Consider the following 18922-nt stretch of genomic DNA (forward strand, 5'->3'; position numbering starts at 1 on the left):
GTCACAGGTGGCGCGGCATCATAAGTGCAGCGCCGAATGCGCAATACCTAAACGAAGACGGTAGACAAGCATGAATCTTCACGAGTATCAGGGTAAGCAGCTGTTCGCTGAGTACGGCCTGCCTGTATCCAAGGGCTTCGCGGTAGACACCCCGGAAGAAGCCGCAGAGGCCTGCGAAAAGATCGGCGGCAGTGAGTGGGTCGTCAAGGCTCAGGTCCACGCTGGTGGCCGCGGCAAGGCTGGCGGTGTAAAGCTGGTCAAGAGCAAGGAAGACGCCAAGGCCTTCGCCGCCAACTGGCTGGGCAAGCGTCTGGTGACCTATCAGACTGACGCCAACGGTCAGCCGGTCAGCAAAATCCTGGTCGAATCCTGCACCGACATCGCCAAGGAACTGTACCTGGGCGCTGTAGTCGACCGTTCCAGCCGTCGCATCGTGTTCATGGCCTCCACCGAAGGTGGCGTGGACATCGAGAAAGTGGCGCATGAGACCCCTGAGAAGATCCTCAAGGCTACCATCGATCCGCTGGTCGGCGCGCAGCCGTACCAGGGCCGTGAGCTGGCATTCCAGCTGGGCCTGCAGGGTGACCAGATCAAGCAGTTCACCCACATCTTCGTTGGCCTGGCCAAGTTGTTCCAAGACTACGACCTGGCGCTGCTGGAAGTGAACCCGCTGGTTATCAAGGCTGACGGCAACCTGCACTGCCTGGACGCCAAGATCAACATCGATTCCAACGCCTTGTACCGTCAACCCAAGCTACGCGCCATGCACGACCCGTCCCAGGACGACGCCCGTGAAGCTCATGCGCAGAAGTGGGAACTGAACTACGTAGCCCTGGAAGGCAATATCGGCTGCATGGTCAACGGTGCCGGTCTGGCCATGGGTACCATGGACATCGTCAACCTGCACGGCGGCAAGCCGGCCAACTTCCTGGACGTGGGCGGTGGCGCTACCAAGGAGCGCGTAACCGAAGCGTTCAAGATCATCCTCTCCGACAGCAACGTGAAAGCCGTTCTGGTGAACATCTTCGGCGGTATCGTGCGTTGCGACATGATTGCCGAAGGCATCATCGGTGCCGTGAAGGAAGTCGGCGTCAAGGTTCCGGTCGTCGTGCGTCTGGAAGGTAACAACGCCGAGCTGGGCGCCAAGGTCCTGGCCGAGAGCGGTCTGAACATCATCGCGGCAACCAGCCTGACCGACGCTGCCCAGCAGGTCGTCAAGGCCGCGGAGGGTAAGTAATGAGCATCCTGATTAACAAAGACACCAAGGTTATCTGCCAGGGCTTCACCGGCTCCCAGGGTACCTTCCACAGCGAACAAGCCATCGCCTACGGTACCAAGATGGTTGGCGGCGTAACCCCCGGCAAGGGCGGCACCACCCACCTGGGCCTGCCGGTGTTCAACACCGTCAAGGAAGCCGTTGAGGCAACCGGCGCCGAAGCGTCCGTCATCTACGTACCGGCTCCGTTCTGCAAGGATTCGATCCTGGAAGCGGCCAACGGCGGCATCAAGCTGATCGTCTGCATCACCGAAGGCATTCCGACCATCGACATGCTGGAAGCCAAGGTCAAGTGCGATGAGCTGGGCGTGCGTCTGATTGGTCCGAACTGCCCGGGTGTGATCACTCCCGGTGAGTGCAAGATCGGCATTATGCCAGGCCATATCCACCTGCCAGGCAAAGTCGGCATTGTTTCCCGTTCGGGCACTTTGACCTACGAAGCCGTTAAGCAGACCACTGACGCCGGTTTCGGCCAGTCCACCTGTGTGGGCATCGGTGGTGACCCGATCCCGGGCTCCAACTTCATCGACATCCTGAAGCTGTTCCAGGAAGACCCGGCGACCGAAGCCATCGTGATGATCGGTGAGATCGGTGGTAGCGCTGAAGAAGAGGCTGCGGCCTTCATCAAGTCCAACGTCACCAAGCCGGTTGTGTCCTACATTGCCGGTGTTACTGCACCGCCCGGCAAGCGCATGGGCCACGCCGGTGCCATCATCTCCGGCGGCAAGGGCACTGCGGACGAAAAGTTCGCCGCTCTGCAGGACGCCGGTGTGAAGACCGTGCGCTCACTGGCCGACATCGGCAAGGCCCTGGCCGAGCTGACCGGTTGGGAAGTCAAGAACGCCTAAGCGTTCCTGACCCTCGCAAAAAGGCCACCTTCGGGTGGCCTTTTTGTTTCTGACGCTTATGGGCGAGCCGGCTTCGTGGGGGCAGGGCGGGCCCGAGATCAGAATTGTGCGACTGGCCACCGTACCAACTGTTATCGATGCGACAGTCCGTTACGCCAGTTCGACAGCTGGCCCGGCAACTGTGCTGCTGCCGGGTGCTTTTCGTTAGTATTCGCGGCTTACCGTGTCCGTGGCGTCACAAGCGCCTGGCGATGCATGCAGTGGTTCGAGCCAAACGCTCGGGCGACGTTTCCCGAATCCCTCAAGGAAACCCCCCGCAATTCTTCGATTTCCTGCTGTGGTATTTCCCCTTATGACTCGTTTGAAAGGTCCGGACCTCCTGGCTCTCGGCTTCATGACTTTTGCGCTGTTTCTTGGCGCCGGCAACATCATCTTCCCTCCCAGTGCCGGTCTGGCCGCAGGAGACAATCTGCTCCCCGCAGCAATCGGCTTTCTCCTGACCGGTGTCGGTCTGCCGCTGCTGACCGTAGTCGCCCTGGCCCGCGTCGGCGGTGGTCTGCCGGAGCTTACCGCACCGCTCGGACGTGTTGCCGGCGTGGCAATGGCCGTGGCCGTTTACCTGGCCATTGGCCCACTCTTCGCTACGCCGCGTACGGCGGTGGTGTCCTTCGAAATCGGTCTGCAGCCACTGGTCGGTAACGAGCCGATGGCACTGCTGCTCTACACTCTGGCCTATTTCGGTGCGGTGCTGTTTCTTTCGCTCAACCCGGGGCGTTTGGTGGATCGGGTCGGCAAGGTCATCACGCCGGTGCTGCTTTGCGCACTGATCGTTCTGGGAGGTGCTGCGTTGTTCGCGCCGGCAGGCGAGGTGGGCCAGCCCAGTGGTGCTTATGTCAGTACACCGCTGGTTCAGGGATTTTTGCAGGGTTACCTGACCATGGATGCATTGGGAGCGCTGGTGTTCGGCATCGTTATCGCTACCGCCATCCGTGATCGTGGTGTTACCGACGCCCGCCTGGTTACGCGTTACTCGATGATCGCAGGGGGGATTGCCGCTGTTGCTCTGTCGCTGGTCTACCTCTCGTTGTTCTACCTTGGTGCCACCAGTCACGAGCTGGCGGCCGGAGCGGAAAACGGCGGGCAGATTCTCACCGCTTATGTTTCACATACCTTTGGCAGCAGTGGCTCGCTGCTGCTGGCGGTGGTCATCACTCTCGCCTGCCTGACTACCGGAGTCGGCTTGCTGACTGCCTGCGGCGAGTTCTTCGGCGGTCTGCTCAGACTGCCTTATCGCCTGGTAGTGGTGGTACTGGCACTGTTTAGTCTGGTGGTCTCCAACCAGGGCCTGAGCCAACTGATCAGTGTCTCGATTCCGGTTCTGGTGGGGCTTTACCCGCTGGCCATCGTGCTGGTGGCGCTGAGCCTGGCCAACCGTCTGTGGCACTCGCAAGCGCTGGTTTTTGTGCCGGTAATGGCCGTAGCGCTGGTATTTGGCGTGGTGGACGGTCTGGCGGCCGCCGGACGTGGCGACTGGGTTCCGGCGTTTTTCAAAGAGTTGCCGCTTGCTGAGCACAGCCTTGGCTGGCTGGTGCCGGTGCTGCTGGCGCTGGTGCTGTCAGCCTTGCTTGACCGTGTTCTTGGGCGCTCGGGGCGTTCTGCTGGCGCCGGAGCCTGAGACAGATCCGTTGCACTCGCAATCCGGGGGCTCCGATGAAAAGCCGGTATCGTCATGCGCGATACCGGCTTTTCTGCTTTATGTGTGTCGGGACGATCCGGCTCGGCGTCTCCCTGTGTGTCGGCCGCAGCAGGCAAGTCGCTGTCGGGCCGGGCTGGCTATAATCAGGCGCACTTATCCTGGGAGACGGCATGCGCATCATCGAACAGTACCTGCCACATTTCATTGCGGCGTTCTGGTTTGTCCTGTGCTGGGTAGGCTATACCCGCTATGCCTCTTGGAAGGCCCGTACTACTCCCTGCCTGGCCAGCGTTCTTCACCTTTACCGCGAGGACTGGATGCGGCGCATGCTGCTACGTGAGAACCGCATTGCCGACGCCAATGTGATAGGCAATCTTGAGCGTAACGCCTCGTTCTTCGCTTCCAGTACGCTGATCATCCTCGCCGGTATTCTCACGGTGCTGGGGGCCTCCGATCGGGCGTTGTCGGTACTGGCCGATCTGCCGTTCGTGCAGAGCGCCAGCCGGGGACTATCCGAGGTGAAGCTGCTGGGGCTGTGCGTGGTGTTCGTCTATGCCTTCTTCACCTTCAGCTGGTGCATGCGTCAGTACAACTTCGCCGCAGTGCTGGTGGGGTCGGCGCCGATGATCAGCGAGCGGCACGTTACCGAGTTGGAGCGCAAGGCTTTCGCTGAAAGGACGGCACGGGTGATTTCGATGGCGGCCAATCAGTTCAACTTCGGCCTGCGCGCCTATTATTTCGGTATGGCGATGCTGGCCTGGTTTATCAACCCTTGGTGCTTCATGCTGGTGACCAGTGGTGTGGTACTGGTGCTGTATCGCCGGGAATTCCACTCGGACGTGCTGGAGGTGATGGTCTATACGCCGACACCTGCCGCTGAGGTCAATAAGGAGAAAAGCGAATGAGTCTGCCGTTCTGGTGTGTTTTCATTAGTGCTTTACTGATCTATCTGGCCAAGGCTCCGCTAGCCAAGGCGATGGCCGAGGAGGGTGAGGGGCGTTACGACAACCGTCATCCCCGTGCGCAACAGGCTCGCCTGACTGGCTTTGGTGCCCGAGCTTTGGCAGCCCACCTCAATACTATCGAGGCGTTCCCGCTGTTTGCCGCCGGGGTGCTGATGGCTCATGTGACGCAGACTACAGGCGTTCTGGTCGACGCCCTGGCACTGCTGTTTGTAATCTGTCGGGTGCTCTACCTGCTGTGCTACTGGTTCGATTTGCACTGGCAGCGCAGCCTGGTCTGGGGCGTGGGACTGCTCTGCAGTCTCGGGCTGATGCTCAGCCCTGCACTCTGACAGCGCCGTGCCCGATAGGGTACGGCGCATGATGACGGAATCAGTGGCTCAGGTGCAGTCCGCATTCGCGGTTGTCTTCGCCCTTGGTCGGATCGTAATAGTCGAAGTTGTTTGGCAGGTCGTGAGCTACTAGGTACTGGTACAGATCCTTGGACGTCCAGTGCAGCAGAGGAGCGACCTTGATCAGCCCGTCCGGGTTGATGCTGACCGGATCCATCTGCGCGCGCACGGCGGTATCGGTGGCGCGCAGAGCGGTGAACCAGACGCTGGGCGCGGTCTCGCGCAGGGCACGGGCGAAGGGTTCTAGCTTCACTTCCTCGGTAAATGCGGCGTGACGCGGATCATCCAGGGCCGGTAACGGGCCGTCGATAGCTTCGCGATGGGCCCGCGAGCGTTTGGGCAGGTAGGTGATCAGGTTGAGGTTGAGTTTGCGAGCCACCTCGTCGGCGAAGCGGTAGGTGGCTTCGGTGTTGTAGCCACTGTCCATCCAGACCACCGGGATGTCCGGCTTCACCTGGCTGACCATATGCAGGATTACCGCCTCGAACGGTCGGAAATTAGTGGTGCAGATGGCAGGCTTGCCCAGCCCGATAGCCCACTGGATCAGCTTTTCAGGCTGTTTGCCCAGTTCGGCATTGAGCGCGTTCAGGTCGAGTTCCATGGTGAGGACTCCAGATGCTGTGCATTGAGGCGGCGATGGTAGCAAAGGGTTGTTATAACGCTAAATAACCAACTGATTGGGTGAGCATCGCTCAGGTTATAAGTAGCTGCATTGCGTCGACATGTGCCAGCCGCTAGAGTGCCGGCTCTGTTGACCTAAATGAGGAGTAGCCTGTGGAAATCGCGTGTCTCGACCTGGAAGGCGTTCTGGTTCCGGAAATCTGGATTGCCTTTGCGGAAAAAACCGGTATCGAGTCGCTCAGGGCGACCACCCGCGACATTCCAGACTACGACGTGCTGATGCAGCAGCGTCTGCGCATCCTCGACGAGCACGGGCTGAAACTGAAGGACATTCAGGAGGTGATTGCTACATTGCGCCCGCTGGAGGGAGCGGTGGAGTTCGTAGACTGGCTGCGCGAGCGCTTTCAGGTGATGATCTTGTCCGACACCTTCTATGAGTTCTCTCAGCCGCTGATGCGCCAGCTCGGCTTCCCAACGCTGCTGTGCCATCGCCTGATTACCGACGAGACCGACCGTGTAGTGAGCTATCAGTTGCGCCAGAAGGATCCCAAGCGGCAGTCGGTCATTGCTTTCAAGAGCCTCTACTACCGTGTAATTGCTGCCGGTGATTCGTACAACGACACCACCATGCTCGGTGAGGCTGATGCCGGCATCCTGTTCCATGCACCGGAAAATGTCATTCGCGAGTTTCCGCAGTTCCCGGCGGTACACAACTATGAAGACCTCAAGCGCGAGTTCATCAAGGCTTCCAATCGTCAACTGAGCCTGTAGGTTTTCCCGCAATAAAGAAGGCCCGCTCAGCGGGCCTTCTTTATTGGCGTGCCGCTATTGCGGCGAGTTACTCAAAGCTCTTCGAGCGTTTTCAGCAACACCTTCACCTTGGTGATGGATTCCTGATACTCGGCCTGCCAGTCCGAATCGGCGACTATGCCGCCACCACCCCAGCAACTGACTCTGCCATCCTTGACCACAAGGCTGCGAATGGCAATTGAGCTATCCAATTCGCCGCGTACATCCAGATACAGCAGTGAGCCGCAGTACAGCCCGCGTCGGGTGGGCTCCAGTTCATCGATAATCTGCATGGCGCGGATCTTCGGCGCTCCGGTGATCGAGCCGCCAGGAAAGCTGCCGGCAATCAGGTCAAGCGGATCCTTTCCGGAGGCCAGCTCAGCAGTGACGCAGCTCACCAGATGGTGGACATTGGGATAGCTTTCCAGGGCGAACAACTGCGGAACCCTAACCGAACCGGTGCGGCAACTGCGGCCCAAGTCGTTGCGCAGCAGATCCACGATCATCAGGTTTTCTGCTCGATCCTTGGTGCTGTCGAGCAGTTCGCGGGCTAGCGCCTGATCTGTTGCCTGATCGCCACCTCGCGGCCGCGTGCCCTTGATCGGACGGGTTTCCACCTGGCCGACGCTGACTCGGAGGAAGCGCTCCGGTGACAGGCTGAGAATTGCACCATCGCCAGGGAGGCCGTAAAAGCTGGAGAAGGGCGTTGGACAGGCTTGACGCAACGCCTGATAAGCAGCCCAGGGATCGCCCTCGCAAGGTGCCTGAAAGCGTTGGGCGAAGTTAACCTGGTAACAGTCTCCAGCGAGGATATAAGCCTGAATGCGTTCTATGGCCCGGCGGTAGGCGGCAGCGTCCAGATCGGCCTGAAAGTGGCTAGTCAGGCGGAACTGTTTCGCTGCCTGCGGTGCGGGAGCCTTGAACAGCTGCTGCAGACGCTCGCGCTCGGCTGGCGGCAGGCCCGGATGAAACAGCAGGTAGCTGCGCTCCAATTGATGATCGCTGATAAGAGCCCAAGCGTAGAGGCCGAAGCGAGCGTCCTCCAGATTCAGATCGTCATAGCTCTGGCCGGGCAAGCGCTCCAGGCGCCGGCCGAAGTCATAGCCCAGATAGCCGATCAGGCCGCCGGCGAAGGGGGCCTCGAAGTCCTCGGGCGGGTGGGCTGGCCCGAGTATTTGCAGGGCGCTACGCAGTCGTTGCAGAAAGGCGTTGCCCGTTTCATTAGCGGCTGGTGCCAGTTCGCACAGTGGCCAGGCGCTCATCAGGTCGTAGCGGCCGCGTTCGGCGCCTGGGCGCCCGGAGTCCAGTAGCACGGCCCCCGGAGCCTGACGGATACGCTGAAAGAATTCCGCCGGATCGGCGCAGTAGGGCAGAAAGTGCAATGAGCAGGTCGGCATGCGTGGTCGTCGGGAGCTCAAAACAGCCGATTGTAGTCTGCCGCCTGGATTCATCCTAGGGGCGGCAGGAAAACTCGGCGGATTGTGGGAGGTTGTGCCGCGCAAGTACAAAATTGGGGCTTCGCACTACTCCATCTTGCCTGTTTTCTCAAGCAAATTCAGATGCGCACTGGCGTATTGGCCGGCTATGTCTTGGCGTTTCTGTGAAACTTCTGGGGCTTGTCCGAATTCAGCCTGTGCCCGCTGCTGCCAGTAAATGCGCAAAGCCAGAAAACGGGCCTTTGCCCTATGCCTTCCGCCCATTGGCTTCGGCACTTTCCGATTCGCTCCCCCATGTGCTTGCACCGTGCCAGTATCTTTGTGTATACCTGTTCAGTAGTAATGAAAGCGTAAAACATGGAAGTCAAGCGAATACGCGCTAGCACATGCTGTGTGTTCTAATCTGTTGATTTTTTTTAAATTTATCTGGATTTTATGCTCCGTTTTTCCGGAGTTATACCGCTGTCCATGCTGTTGGATTAGTGTGGACGGCTATCTAATCACTGTTAGAGGCACATATGGAAATCAATGACGCGCTCAAGCTAATACAGCGACTTGAGAACCTTCCTGAAATATATGATCAGATGGAAAGAGCCGTATGTGCTGTTATGAAGAACTACTACTCTGAAATACTAGAAGTAGAACTGAGCGAAGCGACCATAATGGCAAGTGGAAATTACAAGGATGATGAATTAACGCCATTTATCGAAAGAAAAAAAGCAATCCATGCTAAATATTGGTCAAATAACTCAGCATTTTACCAGCCCTGTTCATCAAGTAGTAAACCAGAACGCGTCTGGAACAACCTTACAGATATTGAAGTACTCCAAAATGGCGACGACAGCAATTTACTTTAAACTTAACCACAGCAAGAGCCTACCTTTTGAAGGTCAACAAATCATCGTTAAAAATTGAACATCTATTCTTTGGATAGTGCCTCTAACAACAGGTTCAAATCGTTCGCTTCGCTCACTGGGACGGGCTAAAGCCCGCCCATTAACCAAACGTTATGCAGAATTGACCTTTCGAGCGTTATTCGCCAAACAATAAAAAATATGTATTGCGGCGATTAAGATATATGTACGGAGAGCTTGAGTTGGAAAATGCTAAATTGAGAGACTGGTTAGAGCCACCGGAATCATGCGGTTCTCACTGGTTTCAGAAGAGAGGTAGAGCCTTTGAGCGAATTCTTAACGCCATGCTCTCGAAAGAGGAGATGGAACCGCGTACTAGTATGCGCCCTTCCGGTGAAGAGGTTGATGGTTCCTTTGCTATTGGTGAAGACTTCTACCTACTTGAAGCCAAATGGCACGCATCGCCAATTCCTGCGTCTTCCCTGTATTCTTTCAAAGGAAAGGTGGATGGGAAGCTAATAGGTACAATCGGCGTATTCTTTTCCATGTCTGACTACAGTACAGACGCTGTAGACGCGTTGCTAAATGGAAAGGAACTGAATCTCATCCTGTTTGGCCATAACGATCTTCTGCTTATTGAAGATGGGAAAATAACTTTGCGTGAGGCGATGCGCGTGAAGCGACGTTATGCCGCTAGCTACGGGCAACCCTTCTATCCTTTAGAGACTTACCTTTCTGAGGTGAAATCACCTAGCCTAGGTATTACAGATCGAGTTCGGAGCCAGCCGTGGAGTATATTGGTTGAAGGCGAAGACGATGTCCGTACCATTCAAGTGTTGCTCGAACGCTTCGATATCGATGCTCAGTTCAATGTGGTACCAGCGGGAGGGCAGCTAGCTATTGCGCAACTTGCAGAGCATTTGATAAGTAATAACGCAAAAAACGTGGCAGCTATAATTACACCGATACCTGATCCAGAAATTCAGCAAGAACAGGTTAAGAAGCTTAATGAGATTGGCGCAGAAATCATCGTTTTGAAACAAGATCTTGAGGGCTGGCTTGACAACTACGTTTCAGCAGAATATCACAACGCGACATTTATACTCAGTGACCGCAATGGAAAGATGGCTCGACGTTATGCTCGTAATGCCGATTTAGAAAAACTTCTCTCTGAGAATCCATCCTTTTCTGAACTAATGTTAAAACTTGGCGCGAAGCCGAAGGGTTAAAAAGGCCGCAGCGGAACAAAGTAAATCTTTAACATCGCCAATGCATAACAATCGGCTACACGCAGACGCCCAAACCTACGCTGCTTTTGTGTGTTTCGCTGCGCTACACTTTACCACAAAAGCCTCTCCGGCTTGGGCGCTGGTGAGCCGGGCGTTAGGCCTTATACGGAGAGTTCATGTTCAGCGCCAAAGTCAGAGACAAGCTACAGTGGTACGTTTATGCGTACATTGATCCGCGGACAGGAAAAGCGTTCTACATTGGTCAAGGCAAGGGTAATCGTGCATTTGATCATTTGGTCGACAAAACGGACTGCGAAAAGGTAAGAATCATTCAAGAGCTTCACGCTGCCGGCACCAAACCTATCATTTCTATTCTTCGTCATGGGCTAAGCCAGGATGAGGCCAAACTTGTCGAATCCGTTTGCATTGATTTCGCCGAACTCGAAAACTTGACTAACGGCGTGAAGGGTAAGTATTCAAAATATTTTGGTCGCGCAAGTGTCGATGAGCTGATTCGAAGATACGACGCTCCACCTGCAGATGTCACCGAACGATGTATTGCAATTAACATCAGCCAGACCTACAGGCCAGGGATGACAGACCGTGAAATTTATGAGTGCACCCGTGGCGTATGGCCTCTTGGTTCCGATAAAAATCACGCGGACTATGCGCTTGCAGTGTATCAAGGCGTCATCCTTGAGGTATATGCAATCATAGGATGGTTTTCGGCTGGGAGCGTTTTTAGCGAGCGACGGTTTGAGCCCAGTGGTAGATATGAATTTGTGGGAAACGTTGCACACGAGCTTTCCGAAAAATATAAAGGAAAATCTCTTCCTAATCTATTCTCAAGCGGTAAACGGTTTCCTATTCGCTATCTCAACATCAAGGGTGGCGTATAAATTGGCCAAGGTATCTGCCGCCAGTCTAACAGGTTGGTCAAGCCGACACCCACAAGCTCCGCTTGTGTGTGCCCTCCGTGCTTCGCACTGCGGCGCGGCTTACCGCGAGCGTTAGGCAGAAGATGAAATCGAGTTTGTTCCTGCTCATAACTCTAATCGGAGAATTATTCTTGCTCCTGGGTGCTAGCTTCATTTTTGGCGCACAAGCACTGCCCGTAGATTCTGACTCAAGCTGTAGAAGTATCTGCGGCTTAGGGATTTTTTTCTCTGTTTTTCGATCAAAAAGTAGGTGCTTATGTCGTTGGTTCTATCTTGTCCGTAATCGGTCTTTCATTGTTCGCCTTTGCATACCGCACGCTGCGGTAGTTTCGCCTAAAAATTAGCTCAACTGCTGCTCGCCGTTCGCTGGGCTCGAAAAGCTGCGATTTTTCTCGCTCGTTAGCTTAATTGTTAGGCATTCACAATCAGGAGATTGCAGTGTCCATCCAAGAAAATTCGAGAGACTACAATGACCTCAAAAAGGCTGTGGAGTTATTGGAGTCCCCATCCATTATCGCAAAGCTATCCAACATCATAGGCTCGCCAATAGAAGGCGCTGTAAAAAGCCTACCCGCATCAGTCTCCAAGAAAATTAATGGAGCCGTCGAGGCGGCTCTTCATAAGGCCGCCAGTGCAGCCCTGTGGAGCCTTGATAATGAGCCCAATAAGTCAGCATCAACCAAGTTTCACAAATTTTGTGCAGCCACTTCAGGCGCTCTAGGCGGAGCTTTCGGATTCACCGCGCTATTTATTGAGCTTCCAATATCAACAACTATCATGATGCGCTCGGTCGCTGACGTAGCGCGTAGCGAAGGATTCGACCTAAATGATTTTTCCACCAAGCATGCCTGCATTGAGGTATTTGCCATGGGTGGGAATACAAAGAAGGATGACGCAACAGAAACAGGTTATTACATATCTCGCGGATTTATGACGGAGTCTATGCGTCAACTATCAAAAGAATTGGCTGAGATAGCGGCAAAACAGGGGGCGCAAGCAGCAAGTAGATTTACTCCTGCGCAGGCCGGAAAGTGGCTTGCGGAGCTCATAGAAAAGGTCGCTGCTCGATTCGGTATTGTTATAACAAACAAATTTGCAGCGCAGGCAGTTCCTGTTATCGGTGCTGTCACGGGGGCCACTATAAACACGCTTTTTACTGATTTCTATCAAGATATCGCCCGTGGACACTTCACTATCAAAAGACTAGAAAGCAAGTATGGCTACGAGCAAGTTAAAAACGAATATGAAAAAATACTGAATGGCTGTTGAAGATGCCTGACGATTCAGCCAGGCCGACACTGCCTCGGGCTTGACTCAGGCTTGGGGGAAAACTTGCCACTGTTGGATGTTTTGCGGGGCTGGCAACACTTCAGCAAGGGTTCTTGCGCCATGCGCTCTTCGTCGTATTCCAAGGCTCTACCGCATACGATGGTGAAGCCCTGATTTGTAGCTTACCGGATGATTACTGGCAATGGAGTTGGGCAGTCAGTCGAGCCCCAAAACAACGAGTAACTCCTGTCCGCGGCGCTTATCCAATCGCACGATCAGCAGTCGAGTCTTTCTTAAACCAGGCTGCCTCCCTCGGGGGAGGGAAGTGCGATTGCAGAGCGAGCGGTTAGGTGTATCGATAATCCGTCCTGAAATGCAAAACCCCTGATTTCCTTCAGGAAACTCAGGGGTTTGTGCTTTATTCCGCAAGTGGGGCCGGAGATTCAGCTGCCTGGGCGGTGGACGTGGCCGAACAGTTGCTGAGAGAAGCGCACGCGCTCTTCGGGGCTTTCCTGAATGTCCCTGGTCTTCAGCTCTTTCAGGTGGGCTTCTACGGCTTGGGCGCGATGAGTCAGGCCGCAGTCGTTGGCAATCTGGATGTTCAGTCCGGGGCGGGCGTTAAGCTCAAGAATCAGCGGGCCCTTGTCCTGATCCAGCACCATGTCTACGCCGATATAGCCCAGACCGCAAAGTTCGTAGCAACCGGCGGCCAGTTTCATGAAGCCGTCCCAGTTCGGCAGTTGCACGCCGTCTACCGCGTTGGTGGTATCCGGGTGCTTGCTGATCTTGTTGTTCAGCCAGGTACCGCGCAGGGTGACGCCGGTGGCCAGGTCGACGCCGACACCGATGGCGCCCTGGTGCAGGTTGGCCTTGCCGTTGGACTGCCGGGTCGGTAGGCGCAGCATGGCCATTACCGGGTAGCCCATCAGCACGATGATGCGGATGTCCGGCACGCCTTCGTAGCTGATGCTCTTGAAGATGCTGTCCGGGGTCACGCGGTACTCGATCAGTGCACGGTCGCGGTGGCCACCCAGTGAGTAGAGGCCGGAAAGGATGCTGGAGATCTGCTGTTCCAGCTCTTCATGGCTGACGATCTTGCCGGAGACTGTCTTGAAGCGATCCTCGAAGCGGTCGGCGATGACCATGATGCCATCGCCACCGGCACCCTGTGCCGGTTTGATAACGAAGTCGTTGTGACCGGCGATGATCTGGTCGAGCTTCTCGATCTGCTTTTCGGTCTCGATGATGCCGTAAAGCTCCGGCACGTCGATACCCGCAGCGATGGCCCGTTCCTTGGTGATGATCTTGTCGTCGACAATGGGGTACAGGTGCCGTTTGTTGTACTTCAGCACATAGTCCGCATTGCGTCGGTTGATGCCCATGATGCCCTTGGCTTCAAGGGCCTTCCACGTCTTGATCAGACCGAACATGGCGTTAGTCCTTGAGGAAGGCTTTAAAACGGAACAGTTCAGTCAGGCGGTAGCCGCGGTAGCGACCCATCGCCAGCATGAAGCCCACCAGAATCAGCAGCACCGCCGGGAAGGTGAAGACGAAGTAGACCAGTTCCGGCACGCTCATCAGCAAATGAGCGATGGTGGCGGCGAACAGGGTGCCCAGGGCGACTTTAAAGGCATGACCGCCGCCGCGCTCTTCCCAGGTGATCGACAGGCGTTCGATGGTCATGGTCAGGATTACCATCGGGAACAGCGAAACCGACAGGCCGCGCTCCAGGCCGAGCTTGTGGCTGAACAGGCTGATGGCTGCGATCAACACCACGACGAAGGTCAGCACTACCGACAGGCGCGGCAGCATCTGCAGCTTCAGGTGCTCAAGGTAGGAGCGTAGCGACAGCCCCAGTGCAGTAATGATGCTGAACAGGAAGATGCCGAAGCCCAGCTGGGTTTCACGGAAGGCGAGGGCGATCAGCACCGGAGTAAAGGTGCCCAGGGTTTGCAGGCCGCCAAGGTTGCGCAGGATCAGGATCACCAGTACGCCAATCGGGATCATCACCATGATCATGAACGACTGCTGGGTCTGCAGCGGCAGGCCATAAAGTGAGTATTCGAGGAAGCTGGCGTCGGTATTCTCGTCGGTCAGCTTGGCCAGGCGGATGGCGTTCATCTCGCTGTTGTTCAGGCTGAAGCTGACTTGAGGCTGGCGACCACCTTCGAGGCTGACCAGCTCGTCATCGCCAATCCACCATACCAGGCGATCCTCAGGCAGGCCCTGCTCACCCGTCTCCGGGTTGAAGTAGAGCCACTTCTGGCCATTGAAGCTGCGCAGCCAGAGTTCGGGCGACTGAGCTACCTCGGCTTGCAGGCGAATGGTGTGGACACGCTCCATCGGCACATGAGCAATGGACAGCAAAAGATCGATGACCTTGGCCTTGTTGACGGTGGAAGCATCCCCGCCGAGCAGCAATTTGACGTTGTCGTCGGCAGAGTTGTTGACGCGCTTGATGGTCTCGCTGATGAAGGTTTCCACGTCCGCAGAGTGCTGGCGGATGGGGGCAAGCAGGGCTTCGGCGGCGATCTTCTCGGCACCTTCGACCGGCAGGCTGTCACGGAAGATCGGTCCCTTGGCCGCAGGCAGCTCGCCGCCGTAGCGCTTGGTCAGCACCAGGCGGTAGTAGAGGGTCTGCTTGCCGTTGGCTCGTCGGGCCGACCAGGTAACGCGGCGATTGCCTTCAACACGGTTGACGCTGACACCGTAGTTGTTGGAGATGAAGCTCTCGTTGAGGCTGACGTAGTCCTGATTCAGCGGCGGCACGAACATCTGCAACTTCACCGGCTCGCGCGGGCTGGCCTGGAATTCGACCTTGGCGTCGATATTCCATAGGTCGTCGGTTTCATTCTCGGTTACCGGTATGCCGAGGATAAAGATTTGATAGGCCGTAATCAGAATGCCCAAGGCCACCAGTACGGTGATCAGGAGCTTCAGATGCAGGTTCAGAGAGCGCATGGGAGTTACTCGCCAGGGGTTGCGTCAGGATTGCAGCCGGGCTTACCGGCGGCATATTTAAGGCTTGGATCAATCATGGCCTGGAAGTCTTTGAGTGCTTCGGAGCCAATCAACAGCGGATATTGGAATGCACTTCGGTCGGTCAAGTTCACTTCGATGGTGCGCAGGGCTTGGCCCATGCAGAGCTGCAGCTCGATCACCGGGCGTGGGGTGTAGGTCTTGCCTTCATCCGGATCGTAGTCGCCGGCACGCCGTTTGATCTTGCTGATGCGTGCCAGCGGGCGCTCGATGACTTCGTTATCCCGGCCGTCGACAGCCAGCACGAAGCGCACCCAGGTTTCTCCGTCGCGGGTAAAGCGTTTGATGTCACGCGCGCTGAGTGAAGCGGTCATGGCTCCGGTGTCAAGCTTGGCGGCGAGCACCAGATCGAAATCGCGCAGTTCGATGTATTCATTGAGGCCGTAAATAGTCTTTCCCGCAGCGAAACCGGAGCTGGGAATTGTTGACAGGCCAAGCAGCAGAGCGAAGGACTTGAGTGTCATGAGACCTTGAGAAGGCATTGCCAACGGCATTACAGGGCAATTGGAGGGCGGCTGGTCGTCACGCTTGCCTGCCAGGAGTCTAGCAGGCATGGCCGTTTGTGCAGCAGGGCGTGAGTGCCGCGCATTCTAGCACGTAGCAAGACGCGGCAGACAGCAGTGCCTACACCTTTGTGAGTCAGTCGCCAGTAAGTGGCATCTTGGGCGTTGGTCGAATAATTGTCGACAATCTTATTTATTTCTTTGACGTTTCATCGGCATTATCGTAGTTTATTTCGGTGAATTGCTGTTAGGTGTCGACAATCATGCTGGATGCCTCTGAAGTGCTTGCAACGCCCCAGGTGGATTCGGAAACGCTTTCCGAGCATGTCTTTCGCCTGATTCAGGCTGCCATCGTTAAAGGTGAAATCGCACCCGGCAGCAAGATTTCCGAGCCGGAGCTGGCGCGCACCTATGGCATCAGTCGCGGGCCGCTGCGTGAGGCGATCCACCGCCTGGAAGGGCAGAAGCTGCTGGTGCGGGTGCCGCATGTGGGGGCGCGAGTGGTTTCCCTCAGTCATGCCGAGCTGATCGAGCTGTACGATATTCGTGAGTCGCTCGAAGGCATGGCTTGCCGTCTGGCTGCCGAGCGCATGAGTCAGGACGAGATCGATGAGTTGCGCCGAGTGCTGGAGCTGCATGAGCAGGATGCCGCATTCAAGGCCGGTGTTGGCTACTACCAGCAGGAAGGTGACTTCGACTTCCACTACCGGATTATTCAGGGCAGTGGCAATCGTACGCTGGCCAAGCTGTTGTGCGACGAGCTTTATCAGTTGGTGCGGATGTACCGCCTGCAGTTTTCCGCCACGCCCAATCGGCCGCATCAGGCCTTTGCCGAACACCACCGTATTCTCGATGCCATCGCCGAGCGTGACGGCGAACTGGCCGAACTGCTGATGCGTCGTCACATCGGCGCATCCAAGCGCAATATCGAGCGCCACTACCAGGAGGCGCTTGCCACCCCCTCCACGACACGAGGTGAGTCATGAGTCAGAACACTGCCGGCCAGCGTTTCCGCCAGGCCCTTGCCATCGAGAGCCCGTTGCAGGTCATCGGCGCGATCAACGCCAACCATGCGCTGCTGGCCAAGCGCGCAGGCTTTCGTGCCATCTACCTGTCAGGTGGCGGCGTTGCGGCCGGCTCGCTGGGGTTGCCGGATCTGGGCATCAACACCCTGGACGACGTGCTCACCGATGTGCGCCGCATCACCGATGTCTGCGACCTGCCGCTGCTGGTGGACATCGACACCGGCTTCGGCCCGAGCGCCTTCAACATTGAGCGTACCGTCAAGAGTCTGATCAAGGCCGGTGCTGCCGCTGCGCATATCGAAGATCAGGTTGGCGCCAAGCGTTGCGGCCACCGTCCGGGCAAGGAGATCGTTTCCTGTGCGGAAATGGTCGACCGGGTCAAAGCGGCTGCCGATGCCAAAACCGATCCGGACTTCTTCCTCATTGCCCGCACCGATGCCATCCAGGCCGAGGGCGTGGACGCCGCCATCGAGCGTTGCCAGCGCTACGTCGAGGCAGGCGCCGACGGCATCTTTGCCGAAGCCGCCTATGACCTGCCGACCTACAAGCGTTTCGTCGATGCGCTGAAGGTTCCGGTGCTGGCCAACATCACCGAGTTCGGCGCAACCCCGCTGTTCACCCGTGAGGAGCTGGCTTCGGTCGGTGTGGCCATTCAGCTCTACCCGCTGTCGGCCTTCCGCGCTGCGAACAAGGCGGCGGAAAGTGTCTACACCTCGATCCGTGAGAATGGTCACCAGAAGGACGTGATCGAGCTGATGCAGACCCGTGCCGAGCTCTACGACCGCATCGGCTATCACGCCTTTGAGCAGAAGCTCGATGCGCTATTTGCCGCTGGCAAGCAGTAAACAGACAAGAACAGGGACTCGAGGAGAAGAGCATGAGCACGACTGAAACCAACCCGGGCTTCAAGCCGAAGAAATCCGTTGCCCTGAGTGGCACTGCCGCCGGCAACACCGCGCTGTGTACTGTCGGTCGTACCGGCAACGATCTGCATTACCGCGGCTATGATGTGCTCGATTTTGCCAACCGCTGCGAATTCGAGGAAATTGCCTACCTGCTGGTGCATGGCAAGTTGCCGAACGTTGCCGAGTTGGCTGGCTATAAGGCCAAGCTCAAGGCTCTGCGCGGCCTGCCGGCCGGTGTCAAGGCAGCGCTGGAGCAGTTGCCGCCCTCGGCCCATCCAATGGATGTAATGCGTACTGCGGTGTCCGTGCTCGGCTGCCTGTCGCCGGAGAAGGACGACCACAATCACCCGGGTGCCCGCGACATCGCCGACAAGCTGATGGCCTCCCTCGGCTCGGCGCTGCTGTACTGGTATCACTACAGTCACAACGGCAAGCGCATCGACGTGGAGACCGACGACGACTCCATCGGCGGCCACTTCCTGCACCTGCTGCACGGTGAGAAGCCTCGCGAATCCTGGGTGCGCGCCATGCACACCTCGCTCAACCTGTATGCCGAACACGAGTTCAACGCTTCTACCTTTACCTCGCGGGTGATCGCCGGCACCGGTTCGGATATGTACTCCTGCATCGCCGGTGCCATCGGCGCGCTGCGCGGGCCGAAGCACGGTGGCGCCAACGAGGTGGCCTTCGAGATCCAGAAGCGCTATGACAACCCGGATGAGGCTGAGGCCGACATTCGCGAGCGGGTAGGGCGCAAGGAAGTGGTGATCGGCTTCGGCCACCCGGTCTATACCGTGTCCGACCCGCGCAACAAGGTGATCAAGGAAGTCGCCCGGCAGCTTGCCGAGGAGCAGCACAACACCAAGATGTTCGATATCGCCGAGCGTCTGGAAAGCGTGATGTGGGAAATCAAGAAGATGTTCCCCAACCTCGACTGGTTCAGCGCCGTCAGCTACCACATGATGGGCGTGCCCACCGCCATGTTCACCCCGCTGTTCGTGATCGCCCGTACTGCCGGCTGGTCCGCCCACGTCATCGAGCAGCGCATCGACGGCAAGATCATCCGCCCGAGCGCCAACTACACCGGTCCCGAGGACCTGCAGTTCGTGCCGCTCAAGGATCGCAAATAAAATGAACGAC

18 protein-coding genes are annotated in these 18922 nt (G+C 56.9%); 13 read left to right on the forward strand and 5 right to left on the reverse strand.

The window, feature by feature from the left end; genetic code table 11:
- The first annotated feature begins 70 nt into the window (after positions 1-70).
- The 5 genes from sucC to NCCP436_RS12540 all read left to right on the forward strand — a co-directional run bounded on the left by sucC (position 71) and on the right by NCCP436_RS12540 (position 5114).
- Positions 71-1237 carry an ADP-forming succinate--CoA ligase subunit beta gene (gene sucC / locus NCCP436_RS12520; RefSeq protein WP_220804334.1) on the forward strand — a complete coding sequence of 389 codons (1167 nt, stop codon included), beginning with the start codon at positions 71-73 and terminating at the stop codon, positions 1235-1237.
- Complete coding sequence (sucD, locus tag NCCP436_RS12525; RefSeq protein WP_220804335.1) at positions 1237-2124, forward strand: succinate--CoA ligase subunit alpha; 888 nt, start codon at positions 1237-1239, stop codon at positions 2122-2124. The genes sucC and sucD overlap by 1 nt, the downstream gene beginning before the upstream one ends.
- 352 nt (positions 2125-2476) lie before the next feature.
- Positions 2477-3799 (forward strand): branched-chain amino acid transport system II carrier protein, encoded by a 1323-nt coding sequence (gene brnQ / locus NCCP436_RS12530; protein ID WP_220804336.1) that lies wholly within the window; start codon positions 2477-2479, stop codon positions 3797-3799.
- Positions 3800-3990: 191 nt separating this feature from the next.
- A complete protein-coding gene (locus NCCP436_RS12535; protein WP_220804337.1) occupies positions 3991-4725 on the forward strand; it encodes a DUF599 domain-containing protein in 735 nt (244 codons plus the stop codon).
- The gene (locus NCCP436_RS12540) at positions 4722-5114 is read left to right on the forward strand and encodes an MAPEG family protein (protein ID WP_220804338.1); all 393 of its coding nucleotides are present in this window, start codon (positions 4722-4724) and stop codon (positions 5112-5114) included. The genes NCCP436_RS12535 and NCCP436_RS12540 overlap by 4 nt, the downstream gene beginning before the upstream one ends.
- 40 nt (positions 5115-5154) lie before the next feature.
- Here the strand turns inward: NCCP436_RS12540 and NCCP436_RS12545 are convergent, their stop codons facing one another.
- Positions 5155-5775, reverse strand: coding sequence for a phosphoadenosine phosphosulfate reductase family protein (locus NCCP436_RS12545; protein WP_220804339.1), 621 nt, complete (start codon positions 5773-5775; stop codon positions 5155-5157).
- Positions 5776-5948: 173 nt separating this feature from the next.
- Between NCCP436_RS12545 and thrH the strand changes: the two genes are divergently transcribed.
- Positions 5949-6566, forward strand: coding sequence for a bifunctional phosphoserine phosphatase/homoserine phosphotransferase ThrH (thrH, locus tag NCCP436_RS12550; RefSeq protein ID WP_220804340.1), 618 nt, complete (start codon positions 5949-5951; stop codon positions 6564-6566).
- 71 nt (positions 6567-6637) lie between these two features.
- On the opposite strand, the gene pabB is transcribed toward thrH, so the two are convergent.
- Positions 6638-7981: an aminodeoxychorismate synthase component I gene (gene pabB, locus NCCP436_RS12555; RefSeq protein ID WP_220804341.1), complete on the reverse strand. Its 1344-nt coding sequence runs from the start codon at positions 7979-7981 to the stop codon at positions 6638-6640.
- Between the two features lie 557 nt (positions 7982-8538).
- Between pabB and NCCP436_RS12560 the strand changes: the two genes are divergently transcribed.
- The 4 genes from NCCP436_RS12560 to NCCP436_RS12575 all read left to right on the forward strand — a co-directional run bounded on the left by NCCP436_RS12560 (position 8539) and on the right by NCCP436_RS12575 (position 12310).
- Positions 8539-8877 (forward strand): hypothetical protein, encoded by a 339-nt coding sequence (locus NCCP436_RS12560; RefSeq protein WP_220804342.1) that lies wholly within the window; start codon positions 8539-8541, stop codon positions 8875-8877.
- A gap of 359 nt (positions 8878-9236) precedes the next feature.
- A complete protein-coding gene (locus NCCP436_RS12565) occupies positions 9237-10103 on the forward strand; it encodes a DinB family protein (RefSeq protein ID WP_220804343.1) in 867 nt (288 codons plus the stop codon).
- 176 nt (positions 10104-10279) lie between these two features.
- Positions 10280-11002, forward strand: coding sequence for a hypothetical protein (locus NCCP436_RS12570; RefSeq protein ID WP_220804344.1), 723 nt, complete (start codon positions 10280-10282; stop codon positions 11000-11002).
- 477 nt (positions 11003-11479) lie between these two features.
- Positions 11480-12310, forward strand: coding sequence for an EcsC family protein (locus NCCP436_RS12575; protein WP_220804345.1), 831 nt, complete (start codon positions 11480-11482; stop codon positions 12308-12310).
- A gap of 443 nt (positions 12311-12753) precedes the next feature.
- Here the strand turns inward: NCCP436_RS12575 and NCCP436_RS12580 are convergent, their stop codons facing one another.
- From NCCP436_RS12580 to NCCP436_RS12590, 3 genes are read right to left on the reverse strand one after another with little or no spacing between them, the layout of a single operon-like run.
- On the reverse strand, positions 12754-13740 hold the full coding sequence (locus NCCP436_RS12580; RefSeq protein ID WP_220804346.1) for an alpha-L-glutamate ligase-like protein: 987 nt from the start codon (positions 13738-13740) through the stop codon (positions 12754-12756).
- Between the two features lie 4 nt (positions 13741-13744).
- Complete coding sequence (locus NCCP436_RS12585; RefSeq protein ID WP_220804347.1) at positions 13745-15271, reverse strand: inactive transglutaminase family protein; 1527 nt, start codon at positions 15269-15271, stop codon at positions 13745-13747.
- Positions 15272-15276: 5 nt separating this feature from the next.
- Positions 15277-15813, reverse strand: a complete 537-nt coding sequence (locus NCCP436_RS12590) for an ATP-dependent zinc protease (protein ID WP_220804348.1) — start codon at positions 15811-15813, stop codon at positions 15277-15279.
- 302 nt (positions 15814-16115) lie between these two features.
- On the opposite strand from NCCP436_RS12590, the gene NCCP436_RS12595 reads away from it, so the two are divergent.
- The 3 genes from NCCP436_RS12595 to prpC are packed head-to-tail and all read left to right on the forward strand — an operon-like array spanning position 16116 to position 18912.
- The gene (locus NCCP436_RS12595) at positions 16116-16838 is read left to right on the forward strand and encodes a GntR family transcriptional regulator (protein WP_220804349.1); all 723 of its coding nucleotides are present in this window, start codon (positions 16116-16118) and stop codon (positions 16836-16838) included.
- Positions 16835-17722 carry a methylisocitrate lyase gene (gene prpB / locus NCCP436_RS12600; RefSeq protein WP_220804350.1) on the forward strand — a complete coding sequence of 296 codons (888 nt, stop codon included), beginning with the start codon at positions 16835-16837 and terminating at the stop codon, positions 17720-17722. The genes NCCP436_RS12595 and prpB overlap by 4 nt, the downstream gene beginning before the upstream one ends.
- A 32-nt stretch (positions 17723-17754) precedes the next feature.
- Positions 17755-18912: a 2-methylcitrate synthase gene (prpC, locus tag NCCP436_RS12605; RefSeq protein WP_220804351.1), complete on the forward strand. Its 1158-nt coding sequence runs from the start codon at positions 17755-17757 to the stop codon at positions 18910-18912.
- The last annotated feature ends 10 nt before the right edge of the window (positions 18913-18922 follow it).

This window comes from Pseudomonas sp. NCCP-436 (genome assembly GCF_019656335.1).
GTDB lineage: Bacteria > Pseudomonadota > Gammaproteobacteria > Pseudomonadales > Pseudomonadaceae > Aquipseudomonas.